This window comes from Streptomyces sp. B6B3, assembly GCF_039871525.1.
Taxonomy (GTDB): domain Bacteria; phylum Actinomycetota; class Actinomycetes; order Streptomycetales; family Streptomycetaceae; genus Streptomyces.
In genome coordinates this window covers 87,243-110,220 of sequence record NZ_JBDPLU010000009.1, presented here as the reverse complement: position 1 = coordinate 110,220, position 22,978 = coordinate 87,243, and the positions used below count along the sequence as shown (strand labels likewise).

21 protein-coding genes are annotated in these 22,978 nt (G+C 73.0%); 14 read left to right on the top strand and 7 right to left on the bottom strand.

The window, feature by feature from the left end:
- The 6 genes from sufD to ABGB06_RS20030 are packed head-to-tail and all read left to right on the top strand — an operon-like array spanning position 1 to position 4,431.
- Positions 1–1,182 carry a Fe-S cluster assembly protein SufD gene (gene sufD / locus ABGB06_RS20055; RefSeq protein WP_347591268.1) on the top strand — a complete coding sequence of 394 codons (1,182 nt, stop codon included), beginning with the start codon at positions 1–3 and terminating at the stop codon, positions 1,180–1,182.
- Positions 1,179–1,565, top strand: coding sequence for a non-heme iron oxygenase ferredoxin subunit (locus tag ABGB06_RS20050; RefSeq protein ID WP_347591266.1), 387 nt, complete (start codon positions 1,179–1,181; stop codon positions 1,563–1,565). The genes sufD and ABGB06_RS20050 overlap by 4 nt, the downstream gene beginning before the upstream one ends.
- A 7-nt stretch (positions 1,566–1,572) precedes the next feature.
- Positions 1,573–2,337 carry a Fe-S cluster assembly ATPase SufC gene (sufC, locus tag ABGB06_RS20045; RefSeq protein WP_347591264.1) on the top strand — a complete coding sequence of 255 codons (765 nt, stop codon included), beginning with the start codon at positions 1,573–1,575 and terminating at the stop codon, positions 2,335–2,337.
- Complete coding sequence (locus ABGB06_RS20040) at positions 2,334–3,605, top strand: cysteine desulfurase (protein ID WP_347591262.1); 1,272 nt, start codon at positions 2,334–2,336, stop codon at positions 3,603–3,605. The genes sufC and ABGB06_RS20040 overlap by 4 nt, the downstream gene beginning before the upstream one ends.
- 32 nt (positions 3,606–3,637) lie before the next feature.
- Entirely contained in the window at positions 3,638–4,102 is a 465-nt protein-coding gene (gene sufU / locus ABGB06_RS20035; RefSeq protein WP_347591260.1) for a Fe-S cluster assembly sulfur transfer protein SufU, read from the top strand.
- Positions 4,099–4,431, top strand: a complete 333-nt coding sequence (locus ABGB06_RS20030) for a metal-sulfur cluster assembly factor (RefSeq protein ID WP_347591258.1) — start codon at positions 4,099–4,101, stop codon at positions 4,429–4,431. The genes sufU and ABGB06_RS20030 overlap by 4 nt, the downstream gene beginning before the upstream one ends.
- Positions 4,432–4,508: 77 nt before the next feature.
- On the opposite strand, the gene ABGB06_RS20025 is transcribed toward ABGB06_RS20030, so the two are convergent.
- The 3 genes from ABGB06_RS20025 to ABGB06_RS20015 form a co-directional block, all read right to left on the bottom strand.
- Positions 4,509–5,060: a hypothetical protein gene (locus tag ABGB06_RS20025; RefSeq protein ID WP_347591256.1), complete on the bottom strand. Its 552-nt coding sequence runs from the start codon at positions 5,058–5,060 to the stop codon at positions 4,509–4,511.
- Complete coding sequence (locus ABGB06_RS20020; protein WP_347591254.1) at positions 5,060–6,754, bottom strand: serine/threonine-protein kinase; 1,695 nt, start codon at positions 6,752–6,754, stop codon at positions 5,060–5,062. Before ABGB06_RS20020 ends, ABGB06_RS20025 begins: the two co-directional genes overlap by 1 nt.
- Positions 6,755–6,830: 76 nt before the next feature.
- Positions 6,831–7,067: a hypothetical protein gene (locus ABGB06_RS20015; protein ID WP_347591252.1), complete on the bottom strand. Its 237-nt coding sequence runs from the start codon at positions 7,065–7,067 to the stop codon at positions 6,831–6,833.
- Between the two features lie 161 nt (positions 7,068–7,228).
- Between ABGB06_RS20015 and ABGB06_RS20010 the strand changes: the two genes are divergently transcribed.
- Genes ABGB06_RS20010 through ABGB06_RS19990 form a run of 5 tightly spaced genes read left to right on the top strand, consistent with a single transcriptional unit; the run spans position 7,229 to position 10,962 of the window.
- Positions 7,229–7,552 (top strand): multidrug efflux SMR transporter, encoded by a 324-nt coding sequence (locus ABGB06_RS20010; RefSeq protein ID WP_347591250.1) that lies wholly within the window; start codon positions 7,229–7,231, stop codon positions 7,550–7,552.
- A complete protein-coding gene (locus ABGB06_RS20005; RefSeq protein WP_347591248.1) occupies positions 7,552–8,112 on the top strand; it encodes a TetR family transcriptional regulator in 561 nt (186 codons plus the stop codon). The genes ABGB06_RS20010 and ABGB06_RS20005 overlap by 1 nt, the downstream gene beginning before the upstream one ends.
- A gap of 54 nt (positions 8,113–8,166) precedes the next feature.
- Positions 8,167–9,177 (top strand): 2,3,4,5-tetrahydropyridine-2,6-dicarboxylate N-succinyltransferase, encoded by a 1,011-nt coding sequence (dapD, locus tag ABGB06_RS20000; RefSeq protein ID WP_347591246.1) that lies wholly within the window; start codon positions 8,167–8,169, stop codon positions 9,175–9,177.
- A gap of 44 nt (positions 9,178–9,221) precedes the next feature.
- Positions 9,222–10,163 carry an aminoglycoside phosphotransferase family protein gene (locus tag ABGB06_RS19995; RefSeq protein ID WP_347591244.1) on the top strand — a complete coding sequence of 314 codons (942 nt, stop codon included), beginning with the start codon at positions 9,222–9,224 and terminating at the stop codon, positions 10,161–10,163.
- Positions 10,164–10,188: 25 nt separating this feature from the next.
- A complete protein-coding gene (locus tag ABGB06_RS19990; RefSeq protein ID WP_347591242.1) occupies positions 10,189–10,962 on the top strand; it encodes an EI24 domain-containing protein in 774 nt (257 codons plus the stop codon).
- A gap of 11 nt (positions 10,963–10,973) precedes the next feature.
- On the opposite strand, the gene ABGB06_RS19985 is transcribed toward ABGB06_RS19990, so the two are convergent.
- The 3 genes from ABGB06_RS19985 to ABGB06_RS19975 form a co-directional block, all read right to left on the bottom strand.
- Positions 10,974–12,758 (bottom strand): serine/threonine-protein kinase, encoded by a 1,785-nt coding sequence (locus ABGB06_RS19985; protein ID WP_347591240.1) that lies wholly within the window; start codon positions 12,756–12,758, stop codon positions 10,974–10,976.
- Positions 12,759–12,793: 35 nt separating this feature from the next.
- Entirely contained in the window at positions 12,794–13,732 is a 939-nt protein-coding gene (gene dapA, locus ABGB06_RS19980; RefSeq protein ID WP_347591238.1) for a 4-hydroxy-tetrahydrodipicolinate synthase, read from the bottom strand.
- 122 nt (positions 13,733–13,854) lie between these two features.
- Positions 13,855–15,642 carry an endonuclease/exonuclease/phosphatase family protein gene (locus ABGB06_RS19975; protein ID WP_347591603.1) on the bottom strand — a complete coding sequence of 596 codons (1,788 nt, stop codon included), beginning with the start codon at positions 15,640–15,642 and terminating at the stop codon, positions 13,855–13,857.
- 442 nt (positions 15,643–16,084) lie between these two features.
- On the opposite strand from ABGB06_RS19975, the gene ABGB06_RS19970 reads away from it, so the two are divergent.
- The 3 genes from ABGB06_RS19970 to ABGB06_RS19960 all read left to right on the top strand — a co-directional run bounded on the left by ABGB06_RS19970 (position 16,085) and on the right by ABGB06_RS19960 (position 20,788).
- Positions 16,085–17,758, top strand: coding sequence for a hypothetical protein (locus ABGB06_RS19970; RefSeq protein WP_347591236.1), 1,674 nt, complete (start codon positions 16,085–16,087; stop codon positions 17,756–17,758).
- Between the two features lie 73 nt (positions 17,759–17,831).
- The gene (locus ABGB06_RS19965) at positions 17,832–18,242 is read left to right on the top strand and encodes a VOC family protein (RefSeq protein WP_347591234.1); all 411 of its coding nucleotides are present in this window, start codon (positions 17,832–17,834) and stop codon (positions 18,240–18,242) included.
- A 155-nt stretch (positions 18,243–18,397) separates the two neighbouring features.
- Complete coding sequence (locus ABGB06_RS19960) at positions 18,398–20,788, top strand: excinuclease ABC subunit UvrA (RefSeq protein WP_347591232.1); 2,391 nt, start codon at positions 18,398–18,400, stop codon at positions 20,786–20,788.
- 59 nt (positions 20,789–20,847) lie between these two features.
- Here ABGB06_RS19960 and ABGB06_RS19955 read toward each other — a convergent pair whose 3' ends face one another.
- On the bottom strand, positions 20,848–22,815 hold the full coding sequence (locus ABGB06_RS19955) for a right-handed parallel beta-helix repeat-containing protein (protein WP_347591230.1): 1,968 nt from the start codon (positions 22,813–22,815) through the stop codon (positions 20,848–20,850).
- Between the last annotated feature and the right edge of the window lie 163 nt (positions 22,816–22,978).

Sequence of the window (22,978 nt, the reverse complement as noted above, 5' to 3'; positions counted from 1 at the left end):
ATGGCTGAGGCCCAGAGCATGCCGGCCGGCTCCAGCGCTGGCGGAGCGGTGGCGGTGGCCGCCGAATCGACGGTCGCCACCCGGATGAGTGCCCCGCCGTCCTTCGACGTGGCGGACTTCCCCGTCCCCCACGGGCGCGAGGAGGAATGGCGGTTCACCCCGCTGGAACGGCTGCGCGGCCTGCACGACGGCAGCGCCGCCGTGTCCGGCACCGTCAAGGTCGAGGTCTCGGCGCCCGACGCCGTCACCGTGGAGACCGTCGGCCGCGACGACCCGCGCCTCGGACGCGCCGGCACGCCCGTGGACCGGATCGCCGCCCAGGCCTACAGCTCCTTCGAGAAGGCCGCGGTCATCTCGGTGCCGAGCGAGGCGGTGCTGGACGAGCCGGTGCGGGTGTCGCTGCACGGCGAGGGCGGCGTCAGCTACGGGCACACCGTCTTCGACGTGGGCAGCTTCGCCGAGGTGGTGTTCGTCATCGACCACACCGGCGACGGCGTCCGCGCCGCCAACGTGGAGTTCCAGGTCGGCGACGGCGCCAAGGTGACCGTCGTGTCCGTCCAGGACTGGGACGACACCGCGGTGCACTGTTCCCAGCACAACGCCCTGGTCGGCCGCGACGCGAGCTTCCGGTCCGTGGTCGTCACCTTCGGCGGCGACGTGGTCCGGCTGCACCCGCGGGTGACCTACGCGGGCCCCGGCGGCGAGGCCGAGCTGTACGGGCTGTACTTCACGGACAACGGGCAGCACCAGGAGCACCGCCTGTTCGTGGACCACACCGCCCCGAACTGCCGGAGCAACGTGGCGTACAAGGGCGCGCTGCAGGGCCGGAGCGCGCACGCGGTGTGGATCGGCGACGTGCTGATCCGGGCCGCGGCGACCGGCACCGACACCTACGAGCTGAACCGCAACCTCGTCCTCACCGACGGCGCCCGGGTCGACTCGGTCCCCAACCTGGAGATCGAGACGGGCGAGATCGTGGGCGCCGGCCACGCCTCGGCCACCGGCCGCTTCGAGGACGAGCAGCTGTTCTACCTGATGTCCCGCGGAATCCCGGCCGAGGAGGCCCGTCGCCTGGTGGTGCGCGGTTTCTTCGCCGGGCTGATCCAGCAGATCGGCGTCCCGGACGTCGAGGAGCGGCTGCTGGCCAAGCTGGACGAGGAGTTGGAGGCGTCGATCGCATGACCCCGCCCGACACCCCGTCCGAGAGGGCTCGCGACACCGCGCCCGACGCCGCCGGTGGTTTCGTCCGGGTCTGCTCGCTGGGCGACCTGGAGGAGGACACGCCGCTGCGGGTGGAGCTCGACGGCGTCCCCGTCTGCGTGGTCCGCACCGAGGGCCAGGTGCACGCGGTGAACGACACCTGTTCGCACGCGAACGTCTCGCTCTCCGAGGGCGAGGTGGAGGACTGCCAGATCGAGTGCTGGCTGCACGGCTCCACGTTCGACCTGCGCACCGGCAAGCCGTCCGGCCTGCCGGCCACCCGTCCCATTCCCGTTTATCCCGTCACGATCGAAGGAGACGGGCCCGGTGCCGCCGTGCTCGTCTCCGTCACCCAGGAGTCCTGAAGGCACCATGGCAACGCTTGAGATTCGCGACCTGCACGTCTCCGTCGAGGGCGAGAGCGGCCCCACCGAGATCCTGCGCGGTGTCGACCTGACCGTGAAGCAGGGCGAGACGCACGCCATCATGGGCCCCAACGGCTCTGGCAAGTCCACCCTCGCCTACTCGCTGGCCGGCCACCCGAAGTACACCGTCACCAGCGGCACCGTCACCCTCGACGGCGAGGACGTCCTGGAGATGTCCGTCGACGAGCGGGCCCGGGCCGGCGTGTTCCTCGCCATGCAGTACCCGGTCGAGGTGCCCGGCGTCTCCGTCTCCAACTTCCTGCGCACCTCGGCCACCGCCATCCGTGGCGAGGCGCCCCGGCTGCGGACCTGGGTGAAGGAGGTCAAGGAGGCCATGGAGCGGCTCGGCATGGACCCGTCCTTCGCCGAGCGGAACGTCAACGAGGGCTTCTCCGGCGGCGAGAAGAAGCGCCACGAGATCCTCCAGCTGGAGCTGCTCAAGCCGCGGATCGCCATCCTGGACGAGACCGACTCGGGCCTGGACATCGACGCGCTGCGCATCGTGTCCGAGGGCGTGAACCGGGTCCGCGCCACCGGCGAGGCGGGCACCCTGCTCATCACCCACTACACCCGCATCCTGCGGTACATCACCCCCGACCACGTGCACGTCTTCGCGGCGGGGCGGATCGCCGAGTCCGGCGGCCCCGAGCTCGCGGACAAGCTGGAGGCGGAGGGCTACGAGCAGTACACGAAGGGGGTGGCCACCTCATGACCCTGACCGGTCACGCGTCGTTGCCGGGTCTGCTGGACACCGACGCGATCCGCAAGGACTTCCCGATCCTGGACCGCACGGTCCAGGACGGCAAGAAGCTGGTGTACCTGGACAGCGCGGCCTCCTCGCAGAAGCCGCGCCAGGTGCTCGACGCGATGAACGGCTACTACGAGCGGCACCACGCCAACGTGCACCGCGGCGTGCACGTGCTGGCGGAGGAGGCCACGGCGCTCTACGAGGGTGCGCGCGACAAGATCGCCGCGTTCATCAACGCGCCCAGCCGCGACGAGGTGGTCTTCACCAAGAACGCCTCGGAGTCGCTCAACCTGGTCGCCAACATGCTCGGCTGGGCCGAGGAGCCCTACCGGGTGGACGCCCAGACCGAGGTCGTCATCACCGAGATGGAGCACCACTCCAACATCGTGCCGTGGCAGCTGCTGGCACAGCGCACCGGTGCGACGCTGAAGTGGTTCTCGCTCACCGACGAGGGCCGGCTCGACCTGTCGCGCATCGACGAGGTCATCACGGAGCGCACCAAGGTCGTCTCCTTCGTGCTGGTGTCCAACGTGCTGGGCACGGTCAACCCGGTCGAGGAGATCGTCAGGCGCGCCCAGGAGGTCGGCGCGCTGGTGGTGGTGGACGCCTCCCAGGCCGCCCCGCACCTGCCGCTGGACGTGCAGGCGCTGCAGGCCGACTTCGTGGCGTTCACCGGGCACAAGATGTGCGGCCCGACCGGCATCGGCGTGCTGTGGGGGCGGCAGGAGCTGCTGGAGGACCTGCCGCCGTTCCTGGGCGGCGGCGAGATGATCGAGACCGTCTCGATGCACTCCTCGACCTACGCGCCGGCGCCGTACAAGTTCGAGGCCGGCACCCCCCCGATCGCCCAGGCCGTCGGGCTGGGTGCCGCCGTCGACTACCTGTCCGGCATCGGCATGGAGCAGATCGCCGCGCACGAGCACGCGCTCACCGAGTACGCGCTCGAACGGCTGGCCGACGTGCCGGACCTGCGGCTCATCGGACCGGTGGCGGCGGAGCACCGCGGCGCGACCATCTCCTTCACGCTGGGCGACATCCACCCGCACGACGTGGGCCAGGTGCTCGACGAGCAGGGCATCGCGGTCCGGGTCGGGCACCACTGCGCCCGGCCGGTCTGCCTCAGGTACGGAATTCCCGCGACCACGCGAGCGTCGTTCTATCTGTACTCCACGCCGGCCGAGGTGGACGCCTTGGTCGAGGGGCTGGAGTACGTGCGGAGCTTCTTCGGATAGGTGACCACTCGCGATGAGGGCGGTTTGACGACGTGCAGCTGCAATCGATGTACCAGGACGTGATCCTGGACCACTACAAGCACCCCCACGGCCGTGGACTGCGTGACGGCGACGCCGAGGTACACCATGTGAATCCCACGTGCGGGGACGAGATCACGCTGCGCGTGCGCTACGAGGGCGAGACCATCGCCGACGTGAGCTACGAGAGCCAGGGCTGTTCGATCAGCCAGGCCAGCGCCTCGGTGCTCAACGACCTGCTGGTCGGCGTCGACCTCGCCGAGGCGCGCCGGATCCAGTCGACCTTCCTGGAGCTGATGCAGTCCAAGGGGCGGCTGGTGCCGGACGACGCGATGGAGGAGGTGCTCCAGGACGGCGTCGCCTTCGCCGGCGTCTCGAAGTATCCGGCGCGGGTGAAGTGTGCTCTGCTGAGCTGGATGGCATGGAAGGACGCCACCGTCCAGGTGCTGGGCGAGGGCGCGTTGAAGGAGACCGCATGAGCGAGACCGCGACCGCCAAGCCGGCCGACGAGGAGGAGGTCCGCGAGGCCATGATGGACGTCGTCGATCCCGAGCTGGGCATCGACGTGGTCAATCTCGGCCTCATCTACGGCATCCACGTCGACGAGGAGAACGTCGCCACGTTGGACATGACGCTGACCTCGGCGGCCTGTCCGCTCACCGACGTCATCGAGGACCAGGCCAGGAGCGCGACCGAGGGCCTGGTGCGGGACCTGAAGATCAACTGGGTCTGGATGCCGCCGTGGGGTCCGGACAAGATCACCGACGACGGGCGCGAGCAGCTGCGCGCCCTCGGCTTCAACGTCTGACCTCCGGCGTTCGTCCGCACGGCCCCGGTCGTCCCGTCCTCCGCGGGACCGGCCGGGGTCGTGTCGTCGTCGGTCGGTCAGGGACAGCGGTAGCTGACCCGGACGTCCGCGGCGTACCGCGTCGGCTCGGTGATCCGCAGTTCCGCGACGGCGTCCATGACCCCCTCGCCCTGGAAGGTCCACAGCAGGCGCAGCCGTGCCTCGTCCCGGTCCCGCGGCAGCCGCTCCTCCCGGGCCTCGGTGGCGCCGCCGTCGCTGCGCACCCAGTGGTAGCGGAACGAGCCCGCGCCGCCGTTGGTGCGCACCACGGCGACCACCTCGACCGTCTCGCCGCAGCCGGCCGGTCCCGCGCCGGCGGTCAGGACGACGCCCTCGATGCGGAGCTCGGGGCCCGTGCGCTGCCAGAGCAGGTAGCAGAGCACGGCCAGCAGCAGCGTGCCCGCCACCGTGTAACGGCGCAGCTCGCGCAGCACCCGCCGGCGGCGCCGGCGGCGGGTCGGGCGGCGCCATTCGGGCGGCGCGACGACGCCGCGCCAGACCCCGACGGCCATCGCGGTGGGCCGTCCCGACGGCGGGACCCCGGGGCCGACGCGGAGCAGGCCGGCCTCGGCCGGCCGCTCTTCGGCCATCAGTCGCACCCCGACATGAGAGTCGCGCTGTCCGCGGGGTTCTCGTTCGGCGCCGCCCAGACCGCGAGGCCGAACGTCTGGCAGTTCTGGTACTCGTAGACGTGCTCCAGCGGCAGCACGTAGTCGGTCGCGTCGCCCAGCTCGAACGTCTCCGCCTCGCCGTGCTCGATCCAGGCGTCGTCGGCGTTCACCTCGTACCACTGCACGAACACGGTCGCCCGTCCGGGTCCGTCCGTGCTGATCGCCGTCTCGGCGGTGACATGGAAGTACGACTCCTCCGAATCCTCGGGCGGCTCCTCGGGGTTCGGGTTGTACAGGGTGTAGTCCATGGAGTCACCATCGACGTTCACGGACAGCACCTCCGCGTCGGACACCGGCTCCTGCGTGGTGGCCTCGTCCGAGGGACGTGGCCCGGTCGGCGACGTGGTCGGCGATGAGCCCGGGCTCGTCGTCTCGTCCGCGGTGCGCGGCGGCGTGGTGGTCGGCTCGGGGGAGGGGCTGGCGGCGTCCGTCGGGCGCGACGTCGGCTCCGTCGGCGGCGGGGTCGGCTCCCCGCTGGGCGTCGCGGACGGCCGGGGGCTGCTGGTGGCCAGGGTCTCGGCGCCCGACGCGGGCGACGCGCCGCTGGCCGCGCCGTACGCGCCCAGGCCCAGCGCGGCGATCGCCGCCGTGGCCGCCGCGGGTGCCACCCAGCGGCGCCAGGTGGACGGCGGCCGCACGCCGCCGCCCGGCAGCACGGTGGTGACGTAGCTGGGCTCCCCGACCGGGGGTTCGCTGGTGCGGGCCGACAGCAGCGGCAGCAGCGCGATCAGGGCCGCGAGCCGCCGCTGGCCGCGCTCGGCCCAGTTGGGGCCGTATCCGGCGGCGGCCAGCTCGGCGAGCTCGTCCGCCAGCGCCGCCGCGTCGGCCGGGCGGCGCGCCGGATTCGGATGTAACCCGTGCCGGACCAGCTCGCGTAACTCGGCCGGCACCGGCCGGAGCGGCACCGGAACGCGCGCGCCCATCCGCTGCGCCTCCAGGTCGTCGCGGGAGAAGGGGCGTCGACCGGTCAGGCACTCGTAGAAGGTGACGGTCGCGGCGTAGACGTCGCCGGCCCGGGAGGCGACGGGCGCGGGGCCCTGCTGTTCGGGCGGCAGGTACCAGGGGCTGCCGTCCCGTTCGGGGATGGTGCCGCTGCGCGCCGCGATGCCGAAGTCGACCAGCTTCGTCGTCCCGTCGCGGGTGATCAGGACGTTCTCCGGTTTGTAGTCGCGGTGCACCACGCCGCGGGCGTGCGCCGCGGCCAGGCCGAGCAGCGAGCCGTGCAGCATCCGCAGCGCCGGCAGAGGATGCGTCGGGCCCTCCTGCCGCAGCACGTCCCGCAGTGAGCCGCCGTCGACCAACTCCATGACGAGCGCGGCGTGCGCCGTGCCGAGCTGCTCGACGTACTCGTAGCACTCCGCGACGTGCGGCGAGCGCAGGGCGCCCAGCACGTCGGCCTCGGCGCGGAACGCCAGCCGGAACTCCGTGTCGTCGACCAGCCGTTCGCCGAGGTACTTGACGGCGACCGGGGTGCCGGTGCCGGCGTGGACGGCCCGCACCACCCGACCCGTCGACCCGGATCCCAGCTCCTGGTACTCCGTGTATCCGGGGATCGTCCACCGCTCGCCCCGCCCCTGCATGCCGCCCCCCGCGCACCGCTCCCCGTTGGTCACACAATCACATGCTTCCTCCAGGTTAGCGCCCGAGCACGCCGCGTGTGCCCCCTTGGTGCGCTTTTTCCTGTCCGGGTCAGGCGTGGTCGACCAGTTGTGCGTGACCCTGCATCCGGGCGCAGTGGCCGCAGCAGTAGAAGCGGCCGTCCTCGGTCTCCATGCCGTGGCCCAGGATGCGGCACTGGCAGTTCTCGCAGATCGGGGCCATCTTCTGAGCCGCGCACTCGAAGCTGTCGAAGACGTGCACCTCGCCCGCGGCGCGCACCTCGAACGCCATCCGGTAGTCGTTCCCGCAGACCTCGCACTGCGCCATGGCCCTCACTCCTCGCGTCGTCGGCATCGATTCGTCGGTTTGTCGGTTCGTCGCCAGGATGGCCGGAGTCGCCGCCGGGCCGGCCGCCGGCGCGCGGGGTAGTCCCTCCGGCGGCCGATGGTTATGTACGCTCGTACGCATCGTTGTGTACACTCGTACGCATGAGTTACCTGATGCTCGGCGGGGCCATCCTGCTGGAGATCCTGGGCACCCTGCTGATGAGCCGCAGCGACGGCTTCACCCGGCTGTGGCCCACCCTCGGCACCGTCGGGTGCTATCTGCTCGCCTTCACCCTGCTCGCGCAGACGCTGCGGACGATGGAGGTCGGCATCGCCTACGCGATCTGGGCGGGCGCCGGTACCGCGCTCGTCGCCGCGGTCGGCATGGCGTTCCTCGGCGAGGCCGCGACGGCCCCGAAGGTGCTCGGCGTGGCCCTGGTGGTCGCCGGGGTCGCGGTCCTCAACCTGGCGGGGGCGAGCCACTGATGGCCCGTCGCTACGACCCCGAACGCCGCCAGCGCATCGTGGACGCGGCGGTCCGGGTGGTCGCCGAACGGGGCGTCGGCGCGCTCAGCCACCGCGTCGTGGCCGCCGAGGCGGACGTGCCGCTCGGCTCCACCACGTACCACTTCACCGGCCGGGACGAGCTGCTGCTCGCCGCCCTGCGACAGGTCAACGACGCCTGGCTGGCCCGTTTCGCCGGCTGGGTGGACGCGGCGGAGCCGGACCGGCCGCTCGCCCCGCAGCTGGCCGGCTTCGTCCACGCCTGCCTGACCGACCACCGGAACCGCACCGAGCTGGAGTACGAGCTCTACGTGGCCGGGCTGCGGCACCCGGCGGTGCGCCCGCTGGCCGCCGAGTGCGTGGAGTCCATGGTCGCGCTGGTGCGCCGCCGGCTGGTCCACGACGAGGCCACGGCGCGCGCGCTGGTCGCCCTGGCCGACGGCCTGCTGCTGCAACTGCTGCTCACCGGGCGCCCGTACGACGAGTCGGAGGCCGTCGCGGCGTTCGCCCGGCTGCTGCCGGACGAGGCCGGCGGCGCCTGACCAGCTCCCGGACCGGTTCGCCTTCCCGCACGGGAAGCGGCTAGCGTCGGCACCATGACCGACGCTTCGTCCTCCCGCTCCACCAGCCCCTCCCGCTCCACCGGTGCCGTCGCCGCCGGGATCGCCACCCTCGCCGACGACGGCAGCGTCCTCGACACCTGGTACCCCGCACCCGAACTGGTCGAGGAGCCCGACGGCGCGGCCGGCAGCGAGCGGCTGACCGCCGAGCGGGCCGCCGACCTGCTGGGCGCCGAGGCGCTGCCCGCGCTGGGCCCCGACCCGCGGCGCGGGGTGACGGTGGTGGCGGTGCGCACGGTCATCTCCGCGCTGGACGACAAGCCGCTCGACGCCCACGACGTCTACCTGCGGCTGCACCTGCTGAGCCACCGCCTGGTGCGCCCGCACGGGCTGAGCCTGGACGGCATCTTCGGCCTGCTGGCCAACGTCGCCTGGACCAACCTCGGTCCGGTCGCCGTGGGCGACCTCGACCGGGCCCGGTTCGCCGCCCGCTCCGCCGGCACCCAGCTCACCGTCACCGGCGTCGACAAGTTCCCGCGGATGACCGACTACGTCGTCCCCACCGGCGTGCGGATCGGCGACGCGGACCGGGTGCGGCTCGGCGCCCACCTGGCCTTCGGCACCACCGTGATGCACGAGGGCTTCTGCAACTTCAACGCCGGCACCCTCGGCATCTCCATGGTGGAGGGCCGGATCAGCGCCGGCGTGGTGGTCGGCGACGGCTCCGACGTCGGCGGCGGCGCCTCCATCATGGGCACCCTCTCCGGCGGCGGCCGGGAGACCATCTCGATCGGCGAGCGCTGCCTGCTCGGCGCCCAGGCCGGCCTCGGCATCTCGCTCGGCGACGACTGCGTGGTGGAGGCGGGCCTGTACGTCACCGCCGGCACCCGGGTCACCGTGCCGGACGGTCAGGTGGTCAAGGCCCTGGAGCTGTCCGGCGCCGACAACCTGCTCTTCCGCCGCAACTCCGTCACCGGCACGGTCGAGGCGCTGCCCCGCACCGGCACCTGGGGCGGCCTCAACGCGGTGCTGCACAGCCACAACTGACCGCCGTCGGCCCCGCTCGGAACCGCGCGCCCTACGATCGAGCGGTGAACCCCCACAGTATGCCGACCGCCGAGGTGTCCGTCTCCCCGGAGCTGGTGCGCCTGCTGCTGGCCGACCAGCATCCGGAGCTGGCGGGACTCGACATCGAGGTGCTGGCCAACGGCTGGGACAACCTGGTCTGCCGGCTCGGCCGCGACCATCTGGTGCGCCTTCCCCGGCGGGCCGCGGCCGCCGGACTCGTGGCGCACGAGCAGCGCTGGCTGCCCGGCCTCGCCGAACGCCTTCCGCTGCCCGTTCCGGCGCCGGTGCGCATCGGCCGGCCGGGCCGCGGGTACCCCTGGGCCTGGAGCGTGGTGCCGTACCTGCCCGGGGAGATCGCGGCCCGCACGCCGCCGGCGGATCCTGGGGAGACCGCGCTCGCCCTCGGCGCGTTCCTGGCGGCCCTGCACCGACCGGCGCCGGCCGAGGCCCCCGCGAACCCCGTCCGGGGGATCCCGCTCGCCGGCCGGGCCGCCGGGGTGCTGGCCAATCTCCCGCATCTGGACGACCCCGACGAACGGGCCGCGGCGTTGCGGGTGTGGGAGAGCGCCGCCGCCGCGCCCGCGTGGGCGGGGCCGCCGGTGTGGCTGCACGGCGACCTGCACCCCGCGAACCTCCTGGTCGACCGCGGCCGGCTCAGCGCCGTGATCGACTTCGGCGACATCACCGCCGGGGACCCCGCCACCGACCTGTCGGTGGCCTGGATGCTCCTGCCCGCGCCGCGGCGCGAGGAGTTCCGCCGCGTGTACGGCCGCGCCGACGACGACACCTGGGCGCGGGCCCGCGGCTGGGCGCTGTCCCTGGCCCTGGTCTTCCTGACCCACTCCGCCGACAATCCCCTGATGGCCGGGATCGGCCGCCGGACGCTGAACGCGGTGCTGGACCGGGATCCGGGATCGCCCGGCCAGCGGCGGGGGACCGAACGCCGATCGGGTTACGTGAGTTGACCGCCGTGGTACTAGCCTGTCCGCCGTGAGCGGTGTCGCGGCGGGCGTGCGTTTCCTGGTGCAGGGTCAGGTGTGGGTGGTGCGCCACCGGCGCTGGTGGGGCTTCGGGCTGCTGCCCGCCCTGATCACCCTGGTGATCTACGCGGCGGCGCTGGTCGCGCTGGCGCTCACGGTCGGCGACATCGCCGAGTGGGCCACGCCGTTCGCGGACGACTGGGACGACACCTGGCGCTCGCTGCTGCGCACGCTGCTGGCCGTGATGCTGTTCGGCGGCGGCCTGCTGCTCGCCGTGTTGACCTTCACGGCCGTCACGCTGCTGGTCGGCGACCCGTTCTACGAGCGACTCTCCGAGCAGGTCGAGCGGTCCGCCGGGCCGACCCCGGACGGCCCCGAGCCGCCGCTGTGGCGGCAGTTGTGGGGCTCGCTGCGGGACAGCCTGCACGTGCTGGGGCGGGTGCTGCTGTGCGCACTGCCGCTCTTCGCGCTCGGCTTCGTGCCGTTCCTCGGGCAGACGATCATCCCGATCCTCGGCTTCGCCGTCTCGGGCTTCTTCCTGGCCGTCGAGCTGACCTCGTTCGCCATGGAGCGGCGCGGCGTGCCGGTGCGGGACCGGATACGACTGCTGCGCCGGCACCTCGGGGTGACGCTGGGCTTCGGCGTGCCGCTGGTGCTGCTGTTCCTGGTGCCGCTGGCCGCGGTGCTGCTGATGCCCGGCGCGGTCGCGGGCGCGACGCTGCTGGTCCGCGAGCTCGCCGGCGGGCACGTTCCGGCCGGGGACGTCCCCGCCGGCAGGCGGTAGTCGGCGGTCGCTCAGAGCGCGTCGCGCCACACGGTGACGTCGACGCTGAGGTAGTCGCTCGGGTCGGTCTCGGGGGAGCGGCCGGTGACGGTGACCAGGGCGACGTGTCCCGCGGCGGTGCGGACGCAGAGCTGGTCGTCGGCCTTCACCACGTCCAGGCCGACCGTCTCCGTGTACCGGGTGTCCGCGCGGCAGACGTCGAGCGAGCCCCGCTGGCCGTCGAGCAGCACCATCTCGTTGCCCTCGGCGGTGCGCAGCTGCGGGACGTCTCCGCCGGTGAAGTACCGGAAGTCGATCTCGGTCATGTTCCAGCTGCCGGACTCCCGCGGCGCCACCGGTTCCTCGCCGAAGTACAGGTGGTAGCCGGCGGGCAGGTCGATGTCCCGGTACGTGGCGGGCTCGGGTTCGGGCTCGGGTTCCGGATCCGGCTGGGGTTCGGGGTCGGTGGAGCTCTCCTCCTCGGGCGTCGAGTCCTCCGTGGGCGCCCGCTCGGGAGGGCTCTGCTCCGTCGTGCCCGGCTCGGGCGACGGCCGGCCGGCGTTCTCGCCCTGCCCGGCCTCCCGCTCCTCGTTCGACCCGGTCGACGGATCGTCCGTCGCCTCCTCGGTGGAGTCCCCGCCGGTCCAGATCACCGCCCCGGTGACGCCGGCCCCCAGCAGGACGAGGGCGGTCAGCGCCGCGCCGACCCACACCGCGCGCCGGCGCGCCGGCGGTGCGGCGTCCGCGGCCGTCCTGGCCGCGGACGGCGTGGGCGGCGCGACCGGAAGCGCCGTCTCCGGGGCGGCGGGTGCCACGGGGGTGGCGGCGGGTTGGCCGCCGGCCGGCGCCGGACCGGGCGGCGGCGCGCTCGCCCGGCCGGCCAGTTCGGCCGCCACCACGGCCGGCAGCCACCCGCCGGGCCCCGACGGGTGCGCCTGCGGTAAGGCGGCCCGGCACAGGCCGACCACCTCGGTGGCGGAGGGCCGGGCGGCGGGATCCTTGGCCAGGCAGCGACCGGCCAGCGTGCGCAGCGGCTCCGGCACGGCGGACAGGTCGGGCCACTCGTGCACGATGCGGTACAGCACGGCGTGCGAGGTGCCCTCGCCGAACGCCGGCGAGCCGGTCGCCGCGTACGCCGCCAGGTGCCCGAGCGCGAAGACGTCGGTGGCCGGGCCGACCGTGCCGCCCGCCGCCTGTTCGGGCGACATGAACGTCGGCGTGCCCACCACCACGCCCGTGCTGGTCAGCGACGACGTCGCCTCCACCGCCTGGGCGATGCCGAAGTCGATGACCCGGGGCCCGTCGGCGGCGAGCAGCACGTTCGACGGCTTCAGGTCCCGGTGCACCAGCCCGGCCGCGTGGATCGCCTCCAGCGCCTCGGCGATGCCGGCGAGCAGCGGCAGCACCGTCTGCACCGGCAGCGGCCCGTGCCGGGTGACGGCGTCCGAAAGCGAGGGCCCCGGTACGTAGGCGGTGGCCAGCCACGGCCGCGGGCCCTCGGTGTCGCTGTCCACCACGGGCGCGGTGTACACGCCGCGCACCCGCTCGGCGGCCTGCACCTCCTGGCGGAAGCGCTGCCGGAACCGGGGGTCCGCGCCGAGCTCGGGCTTGACCACCTTGATGGCCAGCGCCCGGCCGCCGGGCGTGTACGAGAGGTAGACCCGTCCCATGCCGCCGGCGCCGAGCCGCGCGGCCAGTGGATAACGCCCCACCGCGGGCGGGTCGTCCGGCTCCAGCGGCTGGAACACCCCCGCCGCTTCCGTCGCGTTGACGCCGCCGGGCTGGGCCGGGTGTCCGGCCGTGGCCCCACCGTGCATGCCTGCTGTCCCCCGAGTGCCGTGCCTACCGGTGCCTACCGGTCCTGCGGAGCCACGACCCTATCGGAACCGGCCGCCGCGCAGGCCGAGATGGCCTCCTTCAGGATCTCGGCCAGCCGGGCGGTGTGCCGTTCGTCCGCCGGCAGCAGCGGGCCGCGCACGCCGCCGCCGGGCAGCCCCGCCGCGCGGAACAGCGCCTTGACCGCGACCGTGCCCGGCACCTCGTTCATCACCGCGTCGATCAGCGGCAGCAGCGCCCGGTGCCGGGCGGCGGCGGTCTCGGGATCGCCGGCCGCGAAGGCGTCCCACACGGACCTCACCTGCGGGCCCACCACGTTGGCCAGGGTGCTGATGTAGCCGCAGCCGCCGACGGCGAACAGCGGGAGGTTCATCTCGTCCGCGCCCGAGTAGTAGGCGAGGTCGGTCTCGGCCATCACCAGCCCGGCCTTGAGCAGGTCGAACGCGGAGTCCTTGACCCCGACGACGCGCGGGTGCTCGGCCAGCCGGCGCAGCGAGTCCACGGTCAGCGCGGTGCCGCGGCCGGTGCGGGCGGGCACCTCGTAGAGCAGCACGGGCAGCTCCGTGGCGTCCGCCACCGACCGCAGATGGTGCACCATCGCGTCCTGGGTGGGCCGCGAGTAGTACGGCGTCACCACCAACAGGCCGTGCGCGCCCGCCGCCTGGGCGGCCCGGGCGAGGGCCACCGAGTGCCGGGTGTCGTTGGTGCCCACCCCGGCCAGCACCCGGGCCCGGTCGCCCACCGCCTCGACGACGGCCCGCACCAGCGTGGCCTTCTCGGCGTCGGTGGTGGTCGGCGACTCGCCCGTGGTGCCGCTGAGCACGAGCGCGTCGCAGCCGCCGCGGTCGACCAGATGGCCGGCCAGTCGCTGGGCGCCCGCCGGGTCGAGCGCTCCGTCGCCGGTGAACGGCGTGATCATCGCGACCGCGTGGCGGCCGAAGGGTGGCGTCGTCATAACCGGCAGTGTGGGCCGCGGGCCGCCGCCGGTCCACGTAGCTTCGCTTCCGCCGACCCTTCAGCGTCGCTGCGGCGTTCGCGTCGCCCCTGGTCACCGGCCGTCCAGGGGGACGGCCGGGCTCAGGGGCGGAAGCGCAGCACCTGCGGATCGTGGTCGCTCGCCTGGTCGGCGAACTCGGCGTTCAGATGCACGATGTCGTAGTCGAAACGGCGGATGGCGGGGGAGACCAGGGTCTGGTCGAGGACCTGGGAGTTCCCCTGGAAGACGTACGTGTACCGCTCGTCGGGCGGCAGCGAGGTCACCGTGGTGCGCAGGTCGCCGCCGTCGGTCAGCGCCGAGGTGACGGGGGAGAACTCGAAGTCGTTGAGGTCGCCGAGCACCACCACCAGGGCGCGCGGGTCGGCCGCTCGCAACTCCGCGGCGAACGCGGCGACCGCCTCCGCCTGGGCCGTTCGCTGGTCCTCGCTGGACCGGGCCGGCGGCTGGTAGCGGGCGTACAGCGGCTGGTCCCCGCCCTTGGAGGCGAAGTGGTTGGCCACCACCACGACCGTCCCCCAGCCTCCGGCCGGGGGTGCCCCCTTGCCGCGGAAGAGGAACTCGCCGGCCAGCGGCTTGCGGCTGTCGGTCCAGGCCGGGTCGGCCGGGTCGACGCGGCCCGGCGAGAGGCTCAGCGTCGCCTCGCCCCGGCGCTCGACGACCTCGGTGGCGGTGGTGGCGTCCCCGCCGGGCCGGTCCACGAAGGACACCCGCTCCGGGTCGAAGAGGAAGACCGTGCGGATGTTCCCGCCCGGCTCCCCGCCGTCCTGGCCGTCGACCGGGTCGATGCCGCGCCACTCGTAACGCGGCCCGCCCGCCGCCGCGATGGCCTCGGTGAACCTCCGCAGCGTCTCGTCCGCGGACACCGTGCCGTCGTCGGTCGCGCCCGTGTCGTCCTGGATCTCCTCCAGGGCGACGATGTCGGGGGAGGCGAGGTGCTCCACCACGCCGGCCGCCAGCCGGTCGAACTTCGCCTGCTCGTCGCCCGGGTTGAGGTTCTCCACGTTGTACGAGGCGACGGCGAGCTCGCCCGGGCGCTGCGCGCGGGTGGACTCCGGCGTCAGGTCGCCGGCCTCGATCCGGGGCGTCTGCGTGGCGGCCAGCAGGTAGCCGCCGAACTCGTCGTAGTCCAGCGGGCCGCTGAGCGCGCCGGCGACCCGGTCGCCGACGTTGGCCGTGGGGAACGGCCGCTCGGACACCGGGACCAGCGTCTCGACCTTCAGCCGCCCGGGGTTCTGCGCGTCGTAGGAACCGTAGCGGGTGCCGCCGCCGGCGGTGGGGTTGTGCCCGGGCTCCAGGGTCACCCACAGCTCGTGGTACTCGGTGCTGGGCCCGGCCACGGGAGCGTCGCAGATCCGGACGGTCATGCCCTCCAGCGACTCGTACCGGTCGAGGGCGTAGGCGTGCGGGCGCAGCGGCAGGCTCTCGATCGAGCCGTTCTCGGCCGGGTCGCCGGCCGGCGCGTAGGCGTCCGGCAGCGAGCGCGCGTCCAGCCGGTACGCCGCCGGCAGATCGTTGTCCGAGGAGACCGTGGTCACGGTCGGGCGGGATATCTGGGTGACCGACTGACCGCCCTGGTCCGCGCCGCCGTAGTAGTACTCGTCCACCCGCCCGGAGACCAGCACCCGGTCGCCGACCGCCACCGTGGGCGCGGCGTTGGTGAAGACGAAGACGCCCTCGCTGGTCGCGGCGTCGCCGTCGCCCTCCGGGTCCTGGATCCAGAAGCCGCGCGAGCCGTAGCCGCGGAGCGCGGTGACGACGCCGGGCACCTCGGCGACCTGCTCCCCGGCGTAGGGCGAGGTCCGGGTCGGGCCCTGGATGTCGTGGATCCGCGGGGCGGGGTTCGCCTCGGCGGGCTGGGGCGCCAGCAGCGCGGCCGCGAGCCCGGCGAGCAGCAGGCCGGCGAGCGCGACGCCGCCGAGCGGACGGCGGGCGGGAAGAGCGGGCACGGGATCCTCCGAAGGGCGGTAGCTACGCGCGTAAAGTTCCCGCAGGGGCGCATCCGTTGTCAACGGCTCGCGGCGGTCCCTGGGGCGACGTTTCGGTGAACCGGAGCATGCGAGAGGCGCGTTTGCCACTCCGGCGGCTCGCAAGGCAGCCCGTGCGCCGCCCACGGCCACTCCGGAGCGCGGGCACGGTCGCCGGAAGCCGGCACGGAGGAGGGTCCTCCGCTTGGAGAGGAACGGAGCACATCGCCCGCGAACGGCGTGTTAGCGCCTTTCGCGCGCTGGCGCGAGACGCGCGGTGGGGGCGGTTCTACTAGGGTTGGGAGCGCCCGGCTCGTTTCCGCGAGAGTCCAAGGAGTCCGAGGTCATGTCCCGCCCCGACCGTTCCGCGCTGCCCCCTGTGCGGCTGCCCTCCGAGGGCGAGCTGGCGCGCGAGGCGCTCGCCACGGTGCTGTTCTCCCGGGCGGTGCGACTCGCCCGGTGGTCCGCGCCCGGTATCCCGGTCGGCCCGGGCGGTGAGCTGCCGGCCCAGCAGCTGAAGGCGGCCGTCACCCGGCTGCACCTGGACGGGGACGAGGAGGGGCCGGCACACGCCGGCGAGGCCTGGGTCTTCGCCCTGGAAGCGGGCCTGGTGGTGGTCGACGAGGGGCCCGAGGCCGAGTCGGCGGACCCCCTGGAGCTCCCCCTCACGCTGGACGCGGACGTCGCCGCCACCGGCGTGGCCTCTCCCGGCGCGGATCTGGACCGGGTGGCCGGGGGCCGGCCGGCGGAGGTGCTGGACATCTGGTCCGACGGGGTGGACGCGGTGCTCGCCGAGGTCGCCTTCGCCGGCGTCGAGTCGTACGCCACCGCCGAGCGCGACGACTCCGAGGAGTCCGAGACCGCTCATGACGAGGACGACGAGGACGCCGACCACCGGGCCCCGCACCTCGCCGAGCCCGAGCTGCTGGAGGACCTTGACCGGCTGCACGACCTCGGCGGACACGAGCTCCCCGAAGGGCTCGACGCCGACGAGCTGGACCTGGAGGACCTCGACTGGGACCCGGAGGAGGAGGCCGACCTGCTGGACTCCGCCCTGGGCACGCTCTACCTCTTCACCACCTCGGACGAGGACGTCGCGGCCGGCGCGATGGTGCCGTTGCCGATGGTCGCCGCGGCCGTGGTGATGCCGGAGGGCGTGGAGGAGCCGTCCGACGAGGTGCTGGACGACATGTCGGCCGTGCTGATGCGGCTCGACGAGCAGTTCCGGGCGCTGGACGGCACCGGACTGCTGGAGTACCAGCCCGCCGAGGAGAGCGCGGCGGAGGCCGTCGAACTGCTGGCGGCCGGCGCCGGGACGGAGGGCGCGGCGGACGACGACGCCCTCGACCTGGACCGCTTCGGGCGGGTCCGGCTGACGCCGCTCGGCCTCTACGGGGTGCGCCGGCGGATGGTGGAGGCGGGCCTGGACGCCCCGGTCGTCGGCGACCTCAGGAACGCCGACGCGGGCGAGCTGCTGGCCGCCATCCCGTACCGTCCCGAGTCGGCCGCCCGCGAGGAGTCCGAGCTGTGGCTGGCCGAGCGCGAGCCGCTGGACGCCGCGCGGCTGCTGCTGGCCGCCGCCCGCGGCGCCGACGAGGAGGGTCCCGGCCGCCGGCTCGGCTGCCAGCTGGTGCTGTCGCTGGTGGACGGGCGCGGCGAGGAGGCGCTGCGCGAGGTGCTCGGCGACCGCGAGCTGGGCGGTCTGGCCCGGGTCTGGCTCGCCGAGCGCGGCGCGGTCGACATCCCGCCGCCGGACGAGGACATGGTCTTCTGGCTGACCATCGACACCCTGGCCGCCCAGCTGGACACCCCCGCGGAGCAGGAGGAGGCGGCCGAGCTCGGCGAGCTGATGCGTGACCTGACGGGCCAGCACGGCGAGTTCTTCGACCGGGCCTGGCGCTCCGAGCATCCGGCGACGGCCGAGGTGCTGGAGGCCATGGGCCGGCTGCACCCCGACCGCCAGCTCGCGAAGCAGGCGCGCAAGGCGGCCTTCAAGGCCCGCTCCCGCGCCGCGGGGTGACGCCGGTCGTCGCTCGCGGTCCCGTCAGTTTTCGAGAAGCGTCGGCGCCCGGGCCACACCTAGCGTGACGGCCATGGACATCACCATTCACTGGACCTTCCTCCCGCACAACGACCCGGACGCCTCGCTGGCCTTCTACCGCGACACCCTCGGCTTCGAGGTGCGCAACGAGGTCGGATACGACGGGATGAGCTGGATCACGGTCGGCCCGCCCGAGCAGCCCGGCACGTCCATCGTCCTGGAGCCGCCGGCCCTCGACCCCGGCATCACCGAGGGCGAGCGCCGCACCATCGTCGAGATGATGGCCAAGGGCACCTACGCCCGTGTCACCCTGGGCACCGCCGACCTCGACGGCACCTTCGCGCGGCTGCGGGAGAGCGGCGCCGAGGTCGTCCAGGAGCCGACCGAGCAGCCGTACGGCATCCGCGACTGCGCCGTCCGCGACCCCGCGGGCAACATGATCCGGTTCAACGAGCTGCGCTGAGCCGTTCCGCGACCGAGACGCCGGGGCGGAGGATGACCGGGCCCGGCGTCGCGATCGCGCAGACGCGCGAGACATACTGCTCGACGTCGGCCGGACCGCCCCAGGCGACGCCGACGAGGACCGCGCAGGCGGCCCGCCCAACCCCTGGAGACACCATGACCAAGACCCCGAAGACGGACCCGCGGTCGCCTGCGTCGCACGCCGCCGACAGCCACGAGATGATCCGCGTGCACGGCGCGCGGGAGAACAACCTCAAGGACGTCAACATCGAGATCCCGAAGCGCAGACTCACGGTGTTCACCGGCGTCTCCGGTTCGGGCAAGAGCTCGCTGGTGTTCAACACCATCGCCGCGGAGTCGCAGCGGCTGATCAACGAGACGTACAGCGCCTTCGTGCAGGGCTTCATGCCGACGCTGGCCCGGCCCGAGGTCGACGTGCTCGACGGGCTGACGACGGCGATCATCGTCGACCAGCAGCGGATGGGCGCCGACCCGCGTTCCACGGTCGGCACCGCCACCGACGCCAACGCGATGCTGCGCATCCTCTTCAGCCGGCTCGGGCAGCCGCACATCGGCCCGCCCAGCGCCTACGCGTTCAACGTGGCCTCGGTCCGGGCGAGCGGCGCGATCACCGTCGAGCGCGGCGCGCAGAAGACGGTGAAGGCGACCTTCAGCCGCACCGGCGGCATGTGCACCCGCTGCGAGGGCCGGGGCGCGGTCTCCGACATCGACCTCACCCAGCTCTACGACGACTCCAGGTCGATCGCCGAGGGCGCGTTCACCATCCCCGGCTGGAAGTCGGACAACGTGTGGACCGTGGGACTCTACGCCCAGTCGGGCTTCCTCGACCCGAACAAGCCCATCCGCGAGTTCACCAGGAAGGAGATGCAGGACTTCCTTTACCACGAGCCGACCAAGGTGAAGGTCAACGGCGTCAACCTCACCTACGAGGGGCTGATCCCGAAGATCCAGAAGTCGTTGCTGTCCAAGGACCGGGAGGCGATGCAGCCGCACATCCGGGCGTTCGTCGACCGCGCGGTCACCTTCACCACCTGCCCCGAATGCGACGGCACCCGGCTCAGCGAGGGGGCCAGGTCGTCGAGGATCGGCGAGGTCAGCATCGCCGACGCCTGTGCGATGCAGATCAGCGACCTGGCCGACTGGGTGCGCGACCTCGACGAGCCCTCGGTCGCGCCGCTGCTCGCCTCGTTGGGGCGGACCCTCGACTCCTTCGTGGAGATCGGTCTCGGCTACCTCGCGCTCGACCGGCCGGCCGGCACGCTGTCGGGCGGCGAGGCCCAGCGGGTCAAGATGATCCGCCACCTCGGCTCCTCGCTCACGGACGTCACCTACGTCTTCGACGAGCCCACCGCGGGCCTGCACCCGCACGACATCCAGCGGATGAACAACCTGCTGCTGCGGCTGCGGGACAAGGGCAACACGGTCCTCGTCGTGGAGCACAAGCCGGAGCTGATCGCGATCGCCGACCACGTCGTCGACCTTGGCCCCGGGGCCGGCACGGAGGGCGGCACCGTGTGCTTCGAGGGCTCCCTCGAGGGGCTGCGGGCCAGCGACACCCGCACCGGCCGCCATCTGGAGGACCGGACCTCGCTCAGGGAGACGGTGCGGACGCCCACCGGCCAGCTGTCGGTCCGCGGCGCGACGAGGAACAACCTGCGCGAGGTCGACGTGGACATCCCGCTCGGGGTGCTCACCGTCGTCACCGGCGTCGCCGGCTCCGGCAAGAGCTCCCTGCTGCACGGGTCGCTGCCCACCGCCGCGGGCGTGGTCTCGGTCGACCAGAGCCCGATCCGCGGTTCGCGGCGCAGCAACCCGGCGACCTACACCGGGCTGCTCGACCCCATCCGCAAGGCGTTCGCCAAGGTCAACGGCGTGAAGCCGGCCCTGTTCAGCGCGAACTCCGAGGGCGCCTGCCCGAACTGCAACGGCGCCGGGGTCGTCTACACCGACCTCGGGATGATGGCCGGCATCTCCACCACCTGCGAGGACTGCGAGGGCCGGCGGTACCAGGCGTCGGTGCTGGACTACCGCCTCGGCGGGCGCGACATCAGCGAGGTGCTCGCGATGTCGGTGGCCGAGGCCGAGGAGTTCTTCGGCGCCGGCGAGGCGGCCACGCCGGCCGCGCACCGGATCCTCGACCGGCTCGTCGACGTCGGGCTCGGCTACCTCACCATCGGCCAGCCGCTCACCTCGCTGTCCGGCGGCGAGCGGCAGCGGCTCAAGCTGGCCACGCACATGGCGGACAAGGGCGGCGTCTACGTCCTCGACGAGCCGACCACCGGACTCCACCTCGCCGACGTCCGGGCGCTGCTCGGCCTGCTCGACCGGCTCGTCGACTCCGGGAAGTCGGTCATCGTCATCGAGCACCACCAGGCCGTCATGGCGCATGCCGACTGGATCATCGACCTCGGCCCGGGCGCGGGGCACGACGGCGGCCGGATCGTCTTCGAGGGCACCCCCGCCGACCTCGTCGCCGCCCGCTCCACCCTCACCGGCGAGCACCTCGCGGCCTACGTCGGCGCCTGACCGGGGTCCGCGTGGCCCCGTGCCGAGACCGGCGCGGGGCCACGGGCCCCCGCGGGCGGTCAGGCCAGTGCCCGGCCCGACCGCGAACCCGGCACCGCGCCCCAGCCGGCGGACTGGTCCCGCGACGCCGCCGGGCTCGTACCCGAGCCGCCGTTGATCACGAACTGCGAGCCCGGCTCGACGACGATGTCGCCGTCGGCCGAGTCGCTGATGGTCACGTTCGTGAGGGTGGCGCTGCCGCGCGCGCCGCCGTGGGCCAGGATGCCGGCCCCGTTGTTCGACTGGTCGATCGTCACGTTGGTGATCGCGACGCCCGGCACCGCGCCGCCGCCCGACTTGAACTGGATGCCGTCGTAGGTCGAGTCGACGATGTCGGTGTCCCGGATGGTGACGCCGGGGATGTCCTGCCCCGCCGCGAACAGCGTGATCGCGCCGAACTCCTGTGCCTCGCCCCAGAACGCGCCGCCGCAGCGGTCGAGCCCGTTGTTGGCGATCAGGGTCTCGCCCGAGAAGGGCAGCGGGTCGTGGTCGGTCGCCAGCATGATGCCCGGGTAGTTCATCGTGTCGTAGACCAGGTTGTTCTCGATGGTGTTGCCGTAGCCGCCGTAGACCGCGATGCCGTTGGCGCGCCAGGGCAGCTGGATCGTGTTGTTGGTGAAGTGGTTGTCGTGGCCGATGTCCACGGCCGGGTCCCTGACGTACCGGTTGGCCCACACGGCGAGGGAGTCGTCGCCGGTGGTGCGGAACGACGAGTTGGTCACCGAGGAGTTGCTGGTGCCGTTGGTGAGGTTGATGCCGTCGGCGTAGGTGTTGCGGATGCGCATCCCGCTGAACTCGACGCCGTCGCCCGGGCCCCACAGCTCGGGGATGTTGCTGTAGTCCCGGCCGACCCAGACGCCGACGTTCGCGTGCTCGATCCACACGTTGCTGATCGCGGTGTTCTCGCCGAAGCGCCCGTTGAGGCCGACCCCGCCCTCGGCGCCGCCGTCGCCGCCGCGGATGGTGCCGGAGCCGAAGATGGCGATGTCGGAGATCCGGGTGTTGTCGTCGATGTCGAAGCCGAAGTTGCCCTCGTGCGGGTGGTTGATGCCGCCCGCCTGGTGCGGCGGCGTCAGCGTGTACAGCTGGGAGTGCCACATGCCCGCGCCGCGGATGGTGACGTCGCTGATGCCGACCTGGTTGTACTGGCCCCGGTCGAGCGGGTCGTCGGTGAGGATCTTCTGCTCCTGGCGCCACTGTCCGGCCGGGATCCAGACGCAGGGGATGACGCCGTTCTGGTCGTCCGTCACCGCGGCCTGCAGCGCGGCCGTGTCGTCCTCGCCGTCGTCGGGGACGGCACCGTACTCCTCGATCGAGACGCAGTCCGCCGGCTTCTCGGACGGCGGGGCGACCTGCTCCAGGTCGATCAGGTCGACGATGTAGAACGAGGCGGTGTCGTCGGCGTCGCGCTGCAGCCGCCAGGTGCTGCCGGCCGGGTAGCTCTCGTCGAGCAGCAGATGGGACTCGTCGAACAGGCGACGGGCGTCCCCGCCGGGGTTGTTGGTCAGGCCCTCGGGATCGTCGGTGTTCCCGTACAGCCAGCTGTGCTTCGAGGACAGGTCGACCTTTTGCACGAACTCGTCGTTGACGTACAGGCTGATGGTGGCGTCCATGCCGCCGCCGCCCGGCGCGTCGGGGATCGAGTTGCGCACCACGAGCGAGTTCGAGGCGTTGGTCGAGGTGAACTCGACGAACTCCCCGGTGGCGTCGAGGCGCACCGACTCCCGTCCGGAGGACTCGGTGGCGAAGTTGGTGTGCCCGAAGGTGCGCTCCGGATCCGTCTGCAGCAGCGTGCCCTGGTAGTCGGCGGCCTCGGCCTCGTACTCGACGTACGGGAGCGCCGCCCCGCGGTCGGCGGCGGCGACCGGGGCGTCGCCGCCCCGGGCCACCTCGGCCGCGGGCGCGGAGGTGGCCACGATGCCGACGGCGAGCAGACCGGCGACGGGAACGCCGCCCATGAGTCGCCGGCTGAGTTGCTTCCAAGTCATGTGGGGGTCCTCTGTTCGGTGGGGGAGCGACAGAGCTTGTGCTGTGGGGGTGGCAGCGCGCGGCTGCTCGGTGTTAGTCAGAAATTTGCATGAGTCAGTCGGTGTCTTGCGTAATCAAAATCAGAGCTTTCAATCACTCGGCCGGTTTGTCAACACTTCCCAC

Coding starts and splice junctions, on each gene's coding strand:
- ABGB06_RS20005 (WP_347591248.1), top strand. CDS start 7,552: ATGGCCCGTCGCTACGACCCCGAACGCCGCCAGCGCATCGTGGACGCG.
- sufC (WP_347591264.1), top strand. CDS start 1,573: ATGGCAACGCTTGAGATTCGCGACCTGCACGTCTCCGTCGAGGGCGAG.
- dapD (WP_347591246.1), top strand. CDS start 8,167: ATGACCGACGCTTCGTCCTCCCGCTCCACCAGCCCCTCCCGCTCCACC.
- ABGB06_RS19960 (WP_347591232.1), top strand. CDS start 18,398: ATGACCAAGACCCCGAAGACGGACCCGCGGTCGCCTGCGTCGCACGCC.
- ABGB06_RS20010 (WP_347591250.1), top strand. CDS start 7,229: ATGAGTTACCTGATGCTCGGCGGGGCCATCCTGCTGGAGATCCTGGGC.
- ABGB06_RS20030 (WP_347591258.1), top strand. CDS start 4,099: ATGAGCGAGACCGCGACCGCCAAGCCGGCCGACGAGGAGGAGGTCCGC.
- sufD (WP_347591268.1), top strand. CDS start 1: ATGGCTGAGGCCCAGAGCATGCCGGCCGGCTCCAGCGCTGGCGGAGCG.
- dapA (WP_347591238.1), bottom strand. CDS start 13,732: ATGACGACGCCACCCTTCGGCCGCCACGCGGTCGCGATGATCACGCCG.
- ABGB06_RS20025 (WP_347591256.1), bottom strand. CDS start 5,060: ATGGCCGAAGAGCGGCCGGCCGAGGCCGGCCTGCTCCGCGTCGGCCCC.
- ABGB06_RS19970 (WP_347591236.1), top strand. CDS start 16,085: ATGTCCCGCCCCGACCGTTCCGCGCTGCCCCCTGTGCGGCTGCCCTCC.
- ABGB06_RS20015 (WP_347591252.1), bottom strand. CDS start 7,067: ATGGCGCAGTGCGAGGTCTGCGGGAACGACTACCGGATGGCGTTCGAG.
- ABGB06_RS19985 (WP_347591240.1), bottom strand. CDS start 12,758: ATGCACGGTGGGGCCACGGCCGGACACCCGGCCCAGCCCGGCGGCGTC.
- ABGB06_RS19965 (WP_347591234.1), top strand. CDS start 17,832: ATGGACATCACCATTCACTGGACCTTCCTCCCGCACAACGACCCGGAC.
- ABGB06_RS20050 (WP_347591266.1), top strand. CDS start 1,179: ATGACCCCGCCCGACACCCCGTCCGAGAGGGCTCGCGACACCGCGCCC.
- ABGB06_RS20040 (WP_347591262.1), top strand. CDS start 2,334: ATGACCCTGACCGGTCACGCGTCGTTGCCGGGTCTGCTGGACACCGAC.
- ABGB06_RS19955 (WP_347591230.1), bottom strand. CDS start 22,815: ATGACTTGGAAGCAACTCAGCCGGCGACTCATGGGCGGCGTTCCCGTC.